Below are 16,349 nucleotides of genomic sequence, written 5' to 3' on the forward strand. Positions count from 1 at the left end.
GTGGCCGAATCGGTACAGGTGACTGTGCGTTTCTTCGCTGCGGCGCGCGCCGCAGCGGGTACCGAGTCTGATCACCTCACCGTGCCGTGCGGCGCGACCGTCGCCGACCTGGTGGACGAATTAGCTTGTCGCAACGCGGAATTAGCGAGGGTGTTACAGCGCTGTTCATATCTGCGCGACGGCATCGCGGTGCGAGACAAGGCGACGACCCTGCAATCCGGGCAGACGCTCGACGTGTTACCCCCGTTTGCCGGCGGGTGAGCGTGATTTGCGTCACATCACGATCAGGTAACGAGATGGCCACGGTGCGGTTTAGTGCCGGAACTACCTGGGGGAACGTCGGGCTGTCTAGGCGCTTTAACCTTTTTTAAGGTTTGCCAGTACCAGAAACGCCCGGATTTGCAAAAGATGACGGGTCTCGCCGATCCCATTACCGTCTCTCGAAGGTCAGCCCCCTCAACCCGGGCAGACCCTCTTCGCTCTTAGCGCTGAGCTCCATCCAAGGAGCGGAGAGACCAACGAACACCATGGATGGAGGCGGGGGACCCACCGGTCCACCGATAGGACTCGGAGCCACAAAGCTCCTTGGGGTGAAGCCGAAATCGTTTCCACCAGAGACGACCACGGCCGGGCGACCTCTCCAGCCCGAACCCGACAGCTGACCTCGCAGGCGCATTGAAGAGAGGAACACTTCGCCATATGAGTGGACGGCATCGCAAGCCCACTTCATCGTCAGTCAGCGTCGCCAAGATCGCGGTCACCGGTGCGGTCATCGGAGGCGGCAGCCTCGCCTTCGCCAGCCAGGCCCAAGCGGCCCCGGATGCCGAATGGGATCAGGTTGCCCGTTGTGAGTCCGGCGGAAACTGGGGTATCAACACCGGCAACGGTTACCAGGGTGGCCTGCAGTTCTCCCCCAGCACGTGGTCAGCGCACGGCGGCGGTCAGTACGCCCCCGCCGCGAACATGGCCAGCAAGGACCAGCAGATCGCCATCGCCGAGCGCGTCCTGGCCAGCCAGGGCCGCGGCGCCTGGCCGGTGTGCGGACGCGGCCTGTCGGGTGCGACCCCGCGCAATGTGGTGAACGAGCCCACTCCGGAAGACGCGCAGATTCAGCCCGCCGGCTTCCAGGCGCCCGCTCCGGACGCCCCGGCACCGGATGCGCCGGCTGATCTCCCGCCAGCCCCGCAAGACCTCCCGCCGGCCCCCCAGGACCTGCCGCCCGCTCCGGCACCGCAGGACCTGCCCCCGGCACCCGCCGACCTGCCGCCTGCTCCGCAACCGGACGTCGTCCCTGCCGCTCAGGACGTCGCTCCTCCGGCGGCCGCGCCGGTGATCGACACCGCCCTGCAGGTACCCGCCCCCGAAGCGCCCGCGAACCCTGACGAGCAGACCGTCACCGTCCAGGCGGCGTCGATCCACTTCGTACCGCAGGCTCCGGCCGACCCCGCGGTTCCGCCGACCTTGCCGCCGGCGCCCGCACCCGCCCCGGCCGATCCCGCCGCGGCGCCCGCACCGGGCACCGACGTGGTGGCCGCCGGCCCGGCAGGACAGCCGCCTGACGGCATGCCGCACCTGACGAGCCCGGAGAACCTGCCGCCCGGCACCAGCGATCAGCCGGAAGGCCCGCAGGAAGGCCCGAATGTCACGTACCTCAAGGAACTGTGGCACGCCATCCAGACTCAGCAGGTCAGCAAGGGCGACGCGCTCCTGGCCCTGACCCAGCGTCCGCTGAACACCCCGGTGACCAACGATCCGAGCATGGGCACCCCGCCCGGTGATCCGAACGCGCAGGCGCCGGCTCCGGCCGACCCGAACGCGCCGCTGGTTCCCGCTGCCCCCGCTCCGGCTCCGGCTCCGGCTCAGTAAGCGCTCACGCCGAGTTCACCCACTCGTCGGTACCGTCGGCGAAAAACTGGTGCTTCCACACCGGTAGCCGCTCTTTGACGGTATCGACGAGCAAGGCGCACGCCTCGAACGCCGCCTGCCGGTGGTCGGCCGCGACGGCGGCTACCAGCGCGGCGTCTCCGATGTGCAGCACGCCCACCCGGTGGCTGGCGGCGATCGCCCGCACCCCGGTGGCTTTTCCGGCCACCTCGGCGACCGCCTCGAACAAGGTCTGCTCAGCCAGCGGGTGCGCGGAGTACTCCAGCCGCACCACGTCTCGACCGCCGTCGTGGTTACGCACCATTCCGGAGAAACCCACCACCGCGCCTGCGGCGTCGTCGGCGACCAACTCCTCGTGCTCAGTGAGCGAGATCGGGCCCTCGACGAGCGCGGCCCGCAGAATGCGTGTCATCAGCGGTGGTCCCCTCCGGACAGTTGGTCCAACGCGTGGTCGAGCACGTCGGCGAGCACCGACAGGCCGTCGCGCACCCCGCCCGTCGAGCCGGGCAGGTTGATCACCAGCGTGTGGCCCGCGACGCCGCACACCCCACGGGACAGCACCGACGTCGGCACCGTCGGCAGGCCGGACCGGCGGATCGCGTCGGCCAGACCGGGGATCTGGTAGTCGAGAACCCCGAGAGTCGCCTCCGGGGTGGCGTCGGTCGGCGAGATCCCGGTGCCGCCGGAGGTGATGACGACGTCGGCCCCCGCGTCGATCGCCGCGCGCAGCGCATCGCCGACGGCGCTACCGTCGACCACCACATGTGCCTCGGGCACGTCGAAACCGCGCTCGGCGAGCCAGGCGACGACGATCGGGCCGGTCCGGTCGTCGTAGACACCGGTCGCCGCCCGGGTGGAGGCGATCACGACCCGTGCGGAGCGCGTCATGGCTCGCGCACCCACAGGCCGGTCTTACCGCCCTCCTTGCGCAGCACCCGGATGTCCTCGATGCGCGCGCCCGGGTCGACGGCCTTGATCATGTCGTAGAGGGTCAGGGCGGCGACGCTCACGGCGGTCAGCGCCTCCATCTCGACCCCGGTGCGATCGGTGGTGCGCACGGACGCGGTCACGCCGACGACGGCGTCACCGATCGCGAACTCGATGTCGACCCCGGTCAAGGCGAGGTGGTGGCACAGCGGAATCAGATCGGACGTGCGTTTGGCAGCCAGGATGCCGGCCACCCGCGCCGTGGCGAGGGCGTCACCCTTGGGCAGCCCGCCTGCCGTGATCAGCTCCACGACCTCGGCGGTGGTGTGAACAGAGCCGGCCGCCACCGCGGTGCGCGTGGTGGCGGCCTTGTCGGTGACATCGACCATGTGCGCCGCACCGTGCTCGTCGAGGTGCGAGAGGCGGCGCTGCGGTCCGTCGGTCACCGGTTACTTGTTGACGACGGTGACCGGGTGCAGGTACGGCAGGTCAGAGGCCGGCAACGGGAACGTGATGTCGCCGAACGGGGACAGCGCGCCGGTCCGATCGGCGGCCAGCTCGCTCACGGCGTGGTCGTCGGGGTCGCTGGTCGGCCAGCCATTGTCGACATACCTTGTCTTCTTCTCAGCCACGGCAACATTCTGTCATCTCACGGCCCGGCTTGTGCACACAGGCGGCTGTTTTACGCTGGTCAACAATGAGTGCACAGTCCGGGCGGCCGGCGGGCAGGAGCGAAGCGACCCGGGAAGACAGCCCTGGTGTGCCGCTGGGCGCGTGGCTGGCCGATCTGCCCGACGACCGGCTGATCCGCCTGCTGGAACTGCGGCCGGATCTCGCCCAGCCGGCTCCCGGCAGCATCGCCGCGCTGGCCGCCCGCGCGGTGGCAAGGCAATCGGTCAAGGCCGCCACCGACGAGCTGGACTACCTGCGGCTCGCCGTTCTCGACGCCCTGATCGTGCTGCACGCCGAGACCGCGGCAACCCCGGTGGCCAAGCTGCTCGCCCTCATCGGCGAGCGCGCCGACGAGAAGTCGATCCTGGCCGCGCTCGACGACCTACGTGAGCGCGCGCTGGTGTGGGGCGAGGGCGAGGTGCGGGTGTCGGCCGAAGCGGCCGCGGGACTGCCCTGGTATCCCGGCCAGGCGATCGGAGAGGACTCGTCGCGGTCGGCGGCGGAGATCTCTGCTGCGATCGACGCCCTCGACGAGCCCCAGCTCGAACTGCTGGACCGGCTGCTGATGGGTTCCCCGGTCGGCCGTACCCGCGACGCCGCGCCGGGCGCACCCGCCGACCGGCCCGTCCCGCGGCTGCTGGCGGCCGGACTGCTCCGACAACTCGATGCCGAGACGGTGATCCTGCCGCGGCAGGTCGGTCAGGTGCTGCGCGGCGAGGAACCCGGCCCGGTGAGCCTGACGGCGCCCGACCCGGTCTCGGGCACCACCACCGTGGCCGACGTCGACTCCGCCGCGGCCGGTGCCGTCCTGGACCTGATCCGCGAGATCGAACTGGTCATCGAATCTCTCTCTGCCGCACCGGTTCCCGAGCTGCGCAGCGGCGGCCTGGGGGTGCGTGAAGCCAAGCGGCTGAGCAAGCTCACCGGTATCGACGAACAGCGCCTCGGGCTGGTCCTCGAGATCAGCTCGGCGGCAGGCTTGATCGCCAGTGGCACACCCGACCCCGAACCCCAGGACGGCGCGAGCCCCTACTGGACGCCGACGGTGGCCGCGGACCGATTCATGGAGACGCCCACCGCCGCCCGCTGGTATCTGCTGGCCAGCAGCTGGCTGGAATTGCCGTCGCGCCCAGGCCTGATCGGCAGCCGCGGCCCTGACGGCAAACCCTATGCCGCACTGTCTGATTCGTTGTATTCGACGGCCGCCCCGCTGGATCGGCGCCTGCTGCTGGAACTGCTCGCCGAGCTGCCGCCCGGCGCAGGCGTGGATGCGCAGCACGCCTCACGTGCGCTGATCTGGCGCCGGCCGCGGTGGGCCGCCCGGTTGCAGCCTGAACCGGTCGCACACCTGCTCGACGAAGCCCACGCGGTGGGACTGATCGGCCGCGGCGCCCTGAGCACCCCGGGGCGGGTGCTGCTCGACGGCGACGAGGACGCCGCGATCGACGCGATGGGCAAGGCGCTGCCCGCACCGATCGACCACTTCCTGGTGCAGGCCGACCTCACCGTCGTGGTGCCCGGACCGCTGCAGCGTGACCTGGCCGACGAACTGGCGGCGGTGGCCGCGGTGGAATCGGCTGGTGCCGCCATGGTGTACCGGGTCAGCGAAGCCTCGATCCGGCACGCCCTGGACACCGGACGCACCGCGGGCGGTCTTCACACCTTCTTCGAGCGGCACTCCAAAACACCTGTCCCGCAAGGCTTGACGTATCTGATCAACGATGTCGCCCGTCGGCACGGCCAGCTGCGCGTCGGGATGGCGTCGTCGTTCCTGCGCTGCGAGGACCCCACGCTGCTCGCCCACGCGGTGGCCGCACCTGCTCTGGAACATCTGGAGGTGCGGCTGCTTGCACCCACGGTGGCGGTGTCACAGGCGCCGATCGGTGACGTGCTCGCGGCGCTGCGCGCGGCGGGCTTCGCACCGGCCGCCGAGGATTCCTCGGGGGCGATCGTCGATCTCCGGCAGCGCGGTGCACGGGTGTCCACACCCCAACACCGTCGACCGTTCCGCACGTTGCCCAGGCCGAGCACGGACACCCTGGCCTCGGTGGTGGCAGTGTTGCGACGCGTAAATTCGACCACCCCGTTCGCCAACGTCCGCCTGGATCCGGCGGTGTCGATGGCCCTGCTGCAGCAGGCGGCCATGGAACAAAAAGACGTGGTGATCGGTTATGTCGACGCGGCCGGGGTCGCCACCCAGCGGGTAGTACGGCCGCTCACCGTCAGCGGCGGTCAGCTGATGGCCTGGGATCCCGCTCAGGGCCGCCCGCGGGAGTTCGCGGTGCATCGCGTGACGTCGGTGATGTCGGCCGACGCTGGATAATGGAGCGTTATGAGTTGTGAACACATGGGCCTGGCATGACCGAAGGCCCGTTGATCGTGCAGTCCGACAAGACCGTGCTACTCGAAGTCGACCACGAGCTTGCGGGTGCGGCCCGGTCTGCGATCGCCCCGTTCGCGGAGCTCGAACGCGCCCCTGAGCACATCCACACCTACCGCATCACCCCGCTGGCGTTGTGGAACGCCCGAGCTGCCGGCCATGACGCCGAGCAGGTCGTCGACGCGCTGGTCAGCTTCTCGCGTTACGCCGTGCCGCAGCCGTTGCTGGTGGACATCGTCGACACGATGGCCCGGTACGGCCGGCTGCAGCTGGTGAAGCACCCCGCACACGGCCTGACTCTGGTCAGCCTCGACCGGGCGGTGCTCGAAGAGGTGTTGCGCAACAAGAAGATCAATCCGATGCTCGGCGCGCGGATCGACGACGACACCGTGATCGTCCATCCCAGTGAGCGCGGCCGGATCAAGCAGATGCTGCTCAAGATCGGCTGGCCGGCCGAGGACCTGGCCGGCTACGTCGACGGCGAGGCCCACCCGATCGACCTCGACCAGGACGGTTGGGAACTCCGCGACTACCAGCAGATGGCCGCCGATTCGTTCTGGGACGGCGGCTCGGGTGTGGTTGTCCTGCCGTGTGGCGCGGGCAAGACACTTGTGGGCGCAGCGGCGATGGCCAAAGCCGGTGCGACGACGTTGATCCTGGTCACCAACACCGTTGCGGGCCGGCAGTGGAAGCGTGAGCTGATCGCGCGGACGTCACTGACCGAGGAGGAGATCGGCGAGTACTCCGGTGAGCGCAAGGAGATCCGGCCGGTCACCATCGCCACGTATCAGGTGATCACCCGCCGCACCAAGGGCGAGTACAAGCATCTCGAGCTGTTCGACAGCCGGGACTGGGGCCTGATCATCTACGACGAGGTCCACCTGCTGCCCGCACCGGTGTTCCGGATGACGGCCGACCTGCAGTCCCGCCGGCGGTTGGGGCTGACGGCGACCCTGATCCGCGAGGACGGCCGCGAGGGCGACGTGTTCAGCCTGATCGGTCCCAAGCGGTATGACGCACCGTGGAAGGACATCGAGGCTCAGGGCTGGATCGCCCCCGCGGAGTGCATCGAAGTGCGCGTGACGATGACCGACAACGAGCGGATGTTGTACGCGGTCGCCGAACCGGACGAGCGCTACAAGCTCTGCTCGACCGCGCACTCCAAGATCGCGGTGGTGAAGTCGATTCTCGCCAAGCATCCCAATGAGCCGACGTTGGTGATCGGCGCCTACCTGGATCAGCTCGACGAGCTCGGCACCGAGTTGGGCGCCCCCGTGATCCAGGGTTCGACGAAGAACGCCGAGCGCGAAGAGCTGTTCGATGCCTTCCGCCGCGGTGAGGTCAAGACGCTGGTTGTCTCGAAAGTGGCGAACTTTTCCATCGACCTGCCGGAAGCTTCCGTGGCCGTTCAGGTTTCGGGAACCTTCGGCTCACGCCAGGAAGAGGCCCAGCGGCTGGGCCGGCTGCTCCGACCCAAGCACGACGGCGGTGGGGCGGTGTTCTACTCCGTGGTCTCCCGCGACAGCCTCGATGCCGAGTACGCCGCGCACCGGCAGCGGTTCCTGGCCGAACAGGGCTACGGCTACATCATCAAGGACGCCGACGACCTGCTCGGCCCGGCCCTCTGACAGCGCTTCACCAAACGTTGCCCGCCGCCCCCGGCAGCAACAAACCGTTGCCCGTTGACCTGCGCGCTACGATCGCGAAACGAATGTGACAGCGAACGTCACGGCAACGGGCTAGTCTTCGCCAAAGACACGTGGTCGGGTGACGAAAAAGGGGTACAGCGTGCGCGCAGCGGGCTTCATCGGTCGGGTTGGCGGGCTGGCGGTTGCGCTGGGAGTGGGTGCCGCGGCGTTCGGCGGCGCCACAGCCTGGGCGGACGGTACCGACTCGGGCGGCTCCTCGGCTCACGCCGGTTCCGCCCGGTCGGGGTCCAGTCAGGCCACTGCGGGCCCGGCCAAGCACAGCGCCCCGAAGGCGGCATCGGGGAGGTCACGGCCGGCTTCGACAGTGCGTGCCCAATCGATCACCTCGGTGCCCGCCGCCACGGCGACGCCAACGGCGCAGTCGGACCCCTCGGTTCCGCAGACACCGCCTGCCGATTCGCCGTTGGAGCTGGCGGCGCTGGCCTACAGCCGTCGCGACACCGGCATCTCGGCCCGCCCAGCCGCGGCGACGTCGTTGGCGCCGGAAGCCCTGGTACAGGCCTCGGCCGCGCAGAACACCGCCGTGATCATGGGACCCAGCGGTGTTCCGATCCCCAAGCCGAGCTACATCAGCAGCGTCTTCAATCTCTACATCGCGCCGTCATACCCGGGATCCATTCCCTTCCAGCTGGACACCCCCGAAGGCTTGTACCCGATCACCGGGGTGAAGAGCCTGCCACTGAATGTGTCAGTGCAGCAGGGCATTCAGATTCTGGCCGCGTCAATCGCCGAACAGGTCGCCGCGGGCAACACCGCCACGGTGTTCGGTTACTCCCAGAGCGCGATCATCTCATCACTGATCATGAGTCAGCTACCGCCGGGCACACCGGTCGACTTTGTCTTGGTCGGCAATGAGATGAACCCCAACGGCGGCATGCTCTCCCGCTTCCCGGGGTTGAACCTGCCCAGCCTCGGCCTGCCGTTTTATGGCGCTACACCGGAAAATGCCTTCCCCACAACGAATTACACCTTAGAGTACGACGGGTTCGCCGACTTCCCGCGCTACCCGCTCAATGTCCTGTCGGTGCTCAACGCCGGGCTGGGCATCATCTTCGTGCACACCAAGTACGCGGACCTGACCTCCCAGCAGGTGAATTCAGCCATTGCGCTGCCGACCACCGACCCCACCCAGAAGTACTACATCATCCCGACCGCAGATCTGCCGCTGCTCGAACCGCTGCGCCTACTGCCCGTGATCGGCACCCCGGTGGCCGATCTGTTGCAGCCCGCGCTGAAGGTGATCGTGAACCTTGGCTACGGTGATCCGCAATACGGTTGGTCCACCAACGGATTCGCCAATCAGCAGACCACCTTCGGCTTCATCCCCGATGTCGACTGGGGCCAGGTGGCCAACCTGTTCGTCGCCGGCATCGGGCAGGGCCTGCACGCCTTCGCCGCTGACGTCAGCCCGGGCGGGGTGATGTGGCAGGAACTCGCGGCGCTGAAGCCGCCGACCCTCGGACCGGCACCGGTGCTGCCCACCCCCGCGGGCGTCATCGCCACCCTGCAGACGGTGATCACCGACATCGCCTACACCATTTCCAATTCCGCTGCGGCACTGTACGCGGCGGCACTGCCGACGGCCGATATCGCCAACGCCATCGTCACGATGCTGCCCGCGTACGGAATCACCCTGTTCCTCGATGGAATACAGCAGGCGCTGTCCGGCGACGTGATCAACGGGCTGGTCAACGCGATCGGACTTCCGATCGCGGCCGCCACCGGGTTGGTCACCACGGCAGGCCTGATCGAGGTGCTCGTCCTGATCCAGGCCGTCCAAGGAATCCTGGGTCAGGAGACCAACGTCTAAAGCGAAAGTATTGTCGCCGAGGCGGTTCCGGGCGCGCCGTACACCTGCGCCAAGCCCACCCGTGGGTTGCCCGGCACCTGACGTTCGCCGGCCTCGCCACGCAGCTGGCGCACCAGCTCGTGCATCTGCCGCAGACCGGAGGCACCGATCGGCTCCCCGTTGGCGATCAGGCCACCATCGGTGTTGATCGGCAGCGAGCCGTGGATCTCGGTGGCCCCGTCGGCCAGCAGCTTCTCCTGCTCGCCGTCGGCGCACAGACCGGTCTCGGCCATGTGGATGATCTCGGCACCGGCATCGGTGTCCTGCAGCTGCGCGATGTCGATGTCCTCGGGACCGATCCCGGCCTCCTCATAGGCCGCCTTGGCGGCATAGACGGTCGGCGACACGTCCTCGTCGAGCGGGGCCGAGGTGCCGTGAACCTCGTATGCGCCGAAGGTCCGGGTACGAATCTCACTGGCGCGCACGTAGACCGGCTTGTCGGTGAATCGGTGCGCGATGTCGGCGCGGCACATGATGACCGCAGCGGCGCCCTCGTCGGGAGCACAGAACATGTACTGCCGCAGCGGGTAATTCAGTACCGGCGACGCCATGATCTCCTCCACGGAGATCTCCTTGCGGCGGAAGGCATTCGGGTTCAGCACGCCGTTGCGGAAGTTCTTGTTGGCCACCCGCGCCAGCGTCTCCTCGGAGATGCCGTGATCGTGGATGTATCGGTTGGCCTTGATACCGAAGAACTTTGTGGTGACGAACTGCCCGTTCTCGGCATACCACTGCGGCAGCGCCAGCTTGGCCGGGTCGTCGGTGAACGCGCCGCGCGGGTGCTTGTCCAGGCCCACCGCGATGCCGATGTCGTACTTGCCGAGCCGGATGGTGTCCGCGGTCTGCTGGATCGCGCTAGCCGCGGTGGCACAGGCATTGAAGACGTTGGTGAACGTGATGCCGGTCAGGCCGACCAGGCGCGTCACCGCGTCGGGATTGGACACCTCGTAGCTGCCGCCGAAACCGAACTGGATGTCCTTCCACTGCGCACCTGAGTCCTGCAGTGCCAGCTCGATCGCCTCGGCACCCATCTGCATGGCGGTCTTGTCGAACCGGCCGAACGGATGCAGGCCGACGCCGATGATCGCAACGTCATTGCTCATGCCGCTCACGCCTCCACGGGTGCGAAGGCGAACGTGACGACCTCGTTGCCGTCGGCGTCGGTCGCGAACGGGATCATCGTGAGCTCAACGTCCATGCCCCACTTCAGCTTCTCCGGGTCGTTCTCGGTGAGCCGACCCTCGACGCGCACCACATCCTCGAGTTGCACCAGGCCGACACCGAACGGCACGAAATCCTTGCCGGTGGGGCCGATATAGGGCGCGCCGGGCGGGAAGCCCTGCGTGGTCCAGGCGACCAGGGTGCCGCGCCGCGGCAGCATGACCTCGTTCATGCCGCCCGCGCTGCACCGCGGGCACCGGTCCTGGCTGGGAAAGACCACGGCCGAACAGCTGGCACATTCACTGCCGATCAGCTGCGGGTTGTCAGCGGGCCAAGTGGAGATTTCGGGCGCCAGGGCCTTTTGCATAGCGGCATCCTTCGTAGTCCAAATCGGTAGCCGGATCGTACAACACTGTTGGCCACGAATGGAAACCGCATTCTCATCTGAGTGCACGCCCTTCTCGGACTGGCGCGGGCTCATGTGAGCGCGGGCATCACCTCACGCTCGAACAGTTCGATGCCGGATCGGTCGTAGGCCGCCTCGGGGAAGTAGCAGATGACGTACTCGCAGCCCAGTTCTCGCAGCGCCGTCAGGCTCTTGATGACCTGCTCGGGCGTGCCCGCCGCCGAACCCGGCGCATTGACCGTCGTCATCATTGCGTCGGCGGCCGCATCACCGCAGACCCCGGCCAGCCGCTCGCGAACCCGCTGCACCCGCGCCGCGACGTCGTCGGCCGAGGTGCCGAGGATCGCGTTGACGTTGGCCGAGCGGACGATGGCGTCGAAATCCGTGCCGACCTCGCGGCAGTGCTCGGCGAGCACCTGCGACTTGTGCGCGAACCCGTCGGGCTCGGACGTGAAGTTGGTGTACTGCGCGTACTTGGCCGCGATCTTGAGCGTCACCTTCTCACCGCCACCGGCGATCCACAGCGGAATCCCGTTCTCCTGCAACGGCTTCGGGGCAACAATGGCCGCGTCCACCTGATAGTGCTTACCGCCGAAGCTCACCTTGCCGTCGCGCCAGGCGTCCCGCATGATCTGGACGCCCTCGTCGAGTCGGGCCAACCGCACGCCCGCGGAGGGGAAGCCGTACCCGTACGCACGCCACTCGTGCTCATACCAGCCGCCACCGATGCCCATCTGCACGCGGCCGCCGGAGATGATGTCGGTGGTGGCGGCGACCTTGGCCAGGTAGGCGGGGTTGCGATAGCTCATCGCCGTGCACATCTGGCCGAGCTTGATCCGGGAGGTGGTCGCCGCGTACGCCGCCATCAGCGTCCACGCCTCGTGGGTGGCCTCATCGGTCGGGATCGGCACGGTATGGAAGTGGTCGTAGACCCAGAGCGAATCCCATGGACCCGCATCGGCGTGATCAGCCAGATCACGCATTACCTGCCAGTGCTTTTCAGTGGGAATGCCGGCCAGATCCAGTCGCCAGCCCTGCGGGATGAACAGTCCGAAGCGCATGGCCCGACTCTACGGACGAGCGCGTCACCCGACCAGGGTGCCGTCAGGGCATCCGGGAGTGCCTCTACTCCGGAAGAGTTAAGACCCCTGGACGGCAATCGGCCCCTCCCATACGGGAGGGGCCAATGCTCCCCCTTGCCTCCTCATTCCCCTGGCGTAATGCCCATCACACCGCAAAAACTAGCTGAGAGCAAGCTGAGACGATGGAATTCAGCAAAAAATCTTGATCACGCAGGCAAATGCAGCGCGAACAGTTGACCCGCTATCCACTTTGGACATACCACCAGATCAGGCACGCACTATCGAAACAGGTCTCGCGGCAAATGGTGCGCCAAGTGCCGAATAGGGCAATTCGCTCAGCAACTGAGGTCACGAGTTGGCATATGACCGAACGCACCGGAATTTGCTCTAACTGACGGCGCTGCACATTTATCCGAGGTCACACTTATCGGAAAGTTGAGGTAGCGGATTTGCAATCTCGCCGCGGAGTGCCCGCGAGGGGAACCGCCCGGCGCGACAGCGGTTGGCACACTGACGTGCGTGCCGGCAATGCTCCGGATCGGACCCCGCCTACCCCGCACCGCCGGAGTACATCGCGGCTATGTCAGGAAGCGAAACTTTGAGCGAGTGGTTGCGCGGAAGCTCGGCGACGACAACCACCTCGACGGGCACATGATGTTTGGGCAGCGCACCGCGGACCAGAGCCAGCAGGTCAGCCGGGTCGGGTGCTGGGGCGCCGGGAACCGTCTCCACCGCCGCGAACGGCACCTCGCCGAGCCGGGGATCGGGAACGCCGACGACCGCGGCGTCGCGCACCGACGGGTGGCCCACGAGGACTCGGCGAACGGTCTCCGGCAGGACCTTGAAGCCGCCGCGATTGATCGCCCCGTCGGCGCGGCCGTGCAGGGTGATGAACCCGTCGGCGTCGACCGACGCCAGGTCGTTGGTGCGGATCCAGTCCGGATCCATGGACGCGATCTTGGCTTCCAGGACACCCTGTTCGCCGGTCGGCACCTCACTGTCTCCGTTCGGATCGATGATGCGGACCTCGGTGTTGGGCATCACCCGACCCGAGCTTGCACGCTTGGCTGCGCCGAACTCCCGATAGAGATCGGGCGTCCAGGTGCACACCGATCCGGCGAATTCGGTTGCGCCATAAGCCAGCAGGACGGGCACGCCGTACCTCTGCTCGAACGCGTCACGGGTCTCGGGATCCAGCGGTCCCGCGGCGCTGATGACGTAGTCGAGCGAGGCGAGGTCCTCGCTCGGCAGGTCGGCGTCCAGAAGCATGCGTACCGCGGCCGGCTGCAGACCGCAGCGCCGGATGCCGTAGGTCTTCACCACCCTCACCCAGTCGGCGACGCTGAACTTCTCCAGAAGAGCAATCCGCTTGCCGAGGTAGGCACCGGTGATCAGCTGGCACACCCCGCCTATCCCGCCGAGCGGCCAGTACATCAGCTCAGGTGGCTCGTCGGCGGAGGCACCGGTGATCGCCACGCTGGACACGGTGTGTTCCAGCACCGACGCCGAGATCGGGTGCCGTTTGGGCGGTCCGGTGGTGCCGCTGGTGAGCACCTGCAGACCGGTCGACCCGTCCCGGCCCGATGAGCTCAGCCGCGGTGCCACCCGCTCGAGTCCAGCCACAAGCTCCACAGCGGGCGACGACAGTGACACCGCGATACCGGCGGTGCCTGCGCGCCGGGCGGCGGCGATCACCGGCTCGGTCCAGTCCTCCCGGTCGGCGACGACCGCGGCAGGCTCCAGCTGTTCGATGTCCCGCCCGATCGCCTCGGCCGACTGGAACGAATAGATCATCGGCACCCACCGCCCGCCGCCGAGCAATCCGATCACGGCCGCCGCATGGGGCGGGCGGTTGCGGGCCACCACTGCCACAGTCGCGCCGGCCGCGACTCCCGCCCGCGCCAAGGCATCGTCGATGGCACGGGCATAGGCAGCGATCTCGTCACCGGTGTACCAGCGACCGTTGAACTCGATGCACGGCGCGCCGCCGTAGCCTGCCAGGCTGGCGGCCAGCTTGCTGCTGATCGTTGCGGCGCCCTCGCTCACGCGCCCCACGCTAACGGTCGCCTGCCGACCAGACGCAAAAGTCCCCGAAACACCGAGGTTTCGGGGACCTTTGCGTCTGGTCGCGATGGAACAGTTACAGCAGCGACGCCGGCGGGTTGAACCGCTCGCCGTACTTCTCCGCCAGTTCCTTGGCGCGCGCCACGAACCCGGCCTTACCGCCGTGCGGGTAGCCGACGATCAGCTGTGCGGCGCCACCGGTCCACGGCGGGAAGCCGATGCCCATGATCGAGCCGATGTTGGCGTCGGCCGTCGTCGTGATCACGCCCTCGTCGAAGCACTTCTGGGTTTCCAGCGCCTCGGCGAACAGCATCCGGTCGATCATGTCCTGCAGCGGCGGCGTCGAAGTGCCCGAGGAGAAGGTTTCCCGCAGCCCCGGCCACAACTGGGTGCGCTTGCCGTCGACGTATTCGTAGAATCCGGCACCGGAAAGCCTTGAGGGACGGCCGAGTTCGATCATCTTCTCGACAACGGCCTCCGCCGGGTGCGGCTCGTAGGTGCCGCCGGCGTCCTCGACGCCCTTGCGAGTGGCGAGAGCGATCTTGTGCATCAGTTCGAGGTTGAGCTCGTCGGACAGCTGCAGCGGCGGGGCCGGGTAGCCGGCCTGGGTGCCCGCATGCTCGATCGACGCGGGCTCCACACCCTCGCCGAGCATCGCCAGCGCTTCGTTGACGAAGGTGCCGATGACCCGGCTGGTGTAGAAGCCGCGGCTGTCGTTGACCACGATCGGGGTCTTCCCGATGGCCAGCGTGTAGTCGAACACCCGGGCCAGCGCTTCGTCAGATGTCTTCTCGCCCTTGATGATCTCCACCAGCGGCATCTTGTCGACCGGGGAGAAGAAGTGAATGCCGATGAAGTCGTCCTGGCGCTTCACCCCGGTCGCGAGTTCGGTGATCGGCAGCGTCGAGGTGTTCGAGCCCAGCAGCGCGTTGGGCTCGACGATGTCCTCGATCTCCTGGAACACCTTGTGCTTCAGCTCGACCGACTCGAAGACCGCCTCGATGACGAAGTCGACGCCCTTGAAGTCGGCGGCGTCGGCCGTCGGGGTGATCCGGCCCAGCAGGGCGTCGGACCGTTCCTGGGTGGTCTTGCCCCGCTCAAGGGCCTTGGCCTCCAACTTCTCGGAGTAACCCTTGCCCTTCTGGGCCGCTTCGAGCGTGACGTCCTTGAGGACCACATCGAAGCCGGCCTTGGCCGACACGTAGGCGATACCGGCGCCCATCATGCCCGCACCGAGCACACCGATCTTGGTGATCGGGGTCTTGCCGATGCCGTCGGGCCGCGATCCACCGGAGTTGATGGCCTGCAGGTCGAAGAAGAACGCCTGGATCATGTTCTTGGCGATCGGCCCGGTGACCAGCTCGGTGAAGTACCGGCTCTCGATGCGGCTGGCGGTGTCGAAGTCCACCTGCGCGCCTTCGACGGCGGCGGCCAGGATGGCCCGCGGCGCCGGCATCGGCGCGCCCTTGAGCTGCTTGCGCAGCAGCGACGGGAACGACGGCAGGATCGCCGCCAGCGACGGGCTGGCCGGGGTGCCGCCGGGCATCTTGTAGCCCTTGGCATCCCACGGCTGGGTGTGCGATTCGGGGTTTGCCTTTATCCATGCCTTGGCGGCGGGCACCAATTCCTCGACGCTGCCGACGAGTTCGTCCACCAGGCCGTTGTCCTTGGCAGCGGCCGGCTTGAACCGGGTGCCCTGGCTCAATACGTTGACGAAGCCGTTCTGGATACCGAGCATCCGGGTCACGCGGGTGACGCCGCCGCCACCGGGCAGCAGGCCCAGGGTGACCTCGGGCAGACCGATCTGAACGCCCTTGACGTCAGCCACAATCCGGTGGTGGCAGGCCAGCGCGATCTCCAGGCCACCGCCGAGGGCGGCGCCGTTGATCGCGGCGACGACCGGCTTGCCGAGGGTCTCCAGGGCGCGCAGGTCGCGCTTGATGTCCTCGACCTCGGCGAAGATCTCACCGGCGTTCTCCGGACCGGCGGTGATCATGCTCTTGAGGTCGCCACCGGCGAAGAAGGTCTTCTTGCCGCTGGTGATGACCACACCGGTGATCGAATCCTTCTCGGCAACCAGGCGTTCTACCGCCGTGTGCATGGACTCTTTGTAGTGCTCGTTCATCACGTTGGCCGAACCGGTCGGGTCGTCCATCGTCAGCGTGACGATGCCGTCGGCATCCTTGTCCCACGCAATCGTGTTCTCTGCCATGAC

General features: G+C 67.6%; 14 protein-coding genes and 1 riboswitch. Of the genes, 5 read left to right on the forward strand and 9 right to left on the reverse strand.

Annotated features, from left to right (window positions below; genetic code table 11):
- Together BST42_RS10525 and BST42_RS10530 are read left to right on the forward strand one after the other, a co-directional pair.
- Positions 1 to 261, forward strand: a complete 261-nt coding sequence (locus tag BST42_RS10525) for a MoaD/ThiS family protein (protein WP_083118529.1) — start codon at positions 1 to 3, stop codon at positions 259 to 261.
- A 245-nt stretch (positions 262 to 506) separates the two neighbouring features.
- A riboswitch (cyclic di-AMP (ydaO/yuaA leader) is annotated at positions 507 to 688 on the forward strand.
- Positions 689 to 699: 11 nt separating this feature from the next.
- Entirely contained in the window at positions 700 to 1,866 is a 1,167-nt protein-coding gene (locus tag BST42_RS10530; protein ID WP_083118530.1) for a transglycosylase family protein, read from the forward strand.
- A gap of 4 nt (positions 1,867 to 1,870) precedes the next feature.
- Here BST42_RS10530 and BST42_RS10535 read toward each other — a convergent pair whose 3' ends face one another.
- The 4 genes from BST42_RS10535 to BST42_RS10550 are packed head-to-tail and all read right to left on the reverse strand — an operon-like array spanning position 1,871 to position 3,443.
- Positions 1,871 to 2,296 carry a molybdenum cofactor biosynthesis protein MoaE gene (locus BST42_RS10535; RefSeq protein ID WP_083118531.1) on the reverse strand — a complete coding sequence of 142 codons (426 nt, stop codon included), beginning with the start codon at positions 2,294 to 2,296 and terminating at the stop codon, positions 1,871 to 1,873.
- Positions 2,296 to 2,772 carry a MogA/MoaB family molybdenum cofactor biosynthesis protein gene (locus BST42_RS10540; RefSeq protein ID WP_083118532.1) on the reverse strand — a complete coding sequence of 159 codons (477 nt, stop codon included), beginning with the start codon at positions 2,770 to 2,772 and terminating at the stop codon, positions 2,296 to 2,298. Before BST42_RS10540 ends, BST42_RS10535 begins: the two co-directional genes overlap by 1 nt.
- Positions 2,769 to 3,257, reverse strand: a complete 489-nt coding sequence (gene moaC / locus BST42_RS10545) for a cyclic pyranopterin monophosphate synthase MoaC (protein WP_083118533.1) — start codon at positions 3,255 to 3,257, stop codon at positions 2,769 to 2,771. The genes BST42_RS10540 and moaC overlap by 4 nt, the downstream gene beginning before the upstream one ends.
- A gap of 3 nt (positions 3,258 to 3,260) precedes the next feature.
- On the reverse strand, positions 3,261 to 3,443 hold the full coding sequence (locus BST42_RS10550) for a hypothetical protein (RefSeq protein WP_036341358.1): 183 nt from the start codon (positions 3,441 to 3,443) through the stop codon (positions 3,261 to 3,263).
- A gap of 65 nt (positions 3,444 to 3,508) precedes the next feature.
- On the opposite strand from BST42_RS10550, the gene BST42_RS10555 reads away from it, so the two are divergent.
- From BST42_RS10555 to BST42_RS10565, 3 genes are all read left to right on the forward strand, one after another.
- Entirely contained in the window at positions 3,509 to 5,806 is a 2,298-nt protein-coding gene (locus BST42_RS10555; RefSeq protein WP_083118534.1) for a helicase-associated domain-containing protein, read from the forward strand.
- A 35-nt stretch (positions 5,807 to 5,841) separates the two neighbouring features.
- Positions 5,842 to 7,491: a DNA repair helicase XPB gene (locus BST42_RS10560; RefSeq protein ID WP_083118535.1), complete on the forward strand. Its 1,650-nt coding sequence runs from the start codon at positions 5,842 to 5,844 to the stop codon at positions 7,489 to 7,491.
- Positions 7,492 to 7,651: 160 nt separating this feature from the next.
- Positions 7,652 to 9,382 (forward strand): PE-PPE domain-containing protein, encoded by a 1,731-nt coding sequence (locus tag BST42_RS10565; RefSeq protein WP_165760829.1) that lies wholly within the window; start codon positions 7,652 to 7,654, stop codon positions 9,380 to 9,382.
- Here the strand turns inward: BST42_RS10565 and BST42_RS10570 are convergent.
- The 5 genes from BST42_RS10570 to BST42_RS10590 all read right to left on the reverse strand — a co-directional run bounded on the left by BST42_RS10570 (position 9,379) and on the right by BST42_RS10590 (position 16,346).
- Positions 9,379 to 10,524: a thiolase family protein gene (locus BST42_RS10570; RefSeq protein WP_083118537.1), complete on the reverse strand. Its 1,146-nt coding sequence runs from the start codon at positions 10,522 to 10,524 to the stop codon at positions 9,379 to 9,381. The genes BST42_RS10565 and BST42_RS10570 overlap by 4 nt on opposite strands.
- Before the next feature lie 5 nt (positions 10,525 to 10,529).
- Positions 10,530 to 10,949, reverse strand: a complete 420-nt coding sequence (locus BST42_RS10575) for a Zn-ribbon domain-containing OB-fold protein (RefSeq protein ID WP_083118538.1) — start codon at positions 10,947 to 10,949, stop codon at positions 10,530 to 10,532.
- A 110-nt stretch (positions 10,950 to 11,059) separates the two neighbouring features.
- Entirely contained in the window at positions 11,060 to 12,049 is a 990-nt protein-coding gene (locus BST42_RS10580; protein ID WP_083118539.1) for an LLM class F420-dependent oxidoreductase, read from the reverse strand.
- Between the two features lie 570 nt (positions 12,050 to 12,619).
- Positions 12,620 to 14,116: an ANL family adenylate-forming protein gene (locus tag BST42_RS10585; RefSeq protein WP_083118540.1), complete on the reverse strand. Its 1,497-nt coding sequence runs from the start codon at positions 14,114 to 14,116 to the stop codon at positions 12,620 to 12,622.
- Positions 14,117 to 14,210: 94 nt separating this feature from the next.
- Positions 14,211 to 16,346, reverse strand: a complete 2,136-nt coding sequence (locus BST42_RS10590) for a 3-hydroxyacyl-CoA dehydrogenase NAD-binding domain-containing protein (protein WP_083118541.1) — start codon at positions 16,344 to 16,346, stop codon at positions 14,211 to 14,213.
- Positions 16,347 to 16,349 lie beyond the last annotated feature (3 nt).

Source organism: Mycolicibacterium rhodesiae (genome assembly GCF_002086695.1).
GTDB classification, from domain to species: domain Bacteria; phylum Actinomycetota; class Actinomycetes; order Mycobacteriales; family Mycobacteriaceae; genus Mycobacterium; species Mycobacterium rhodesiae.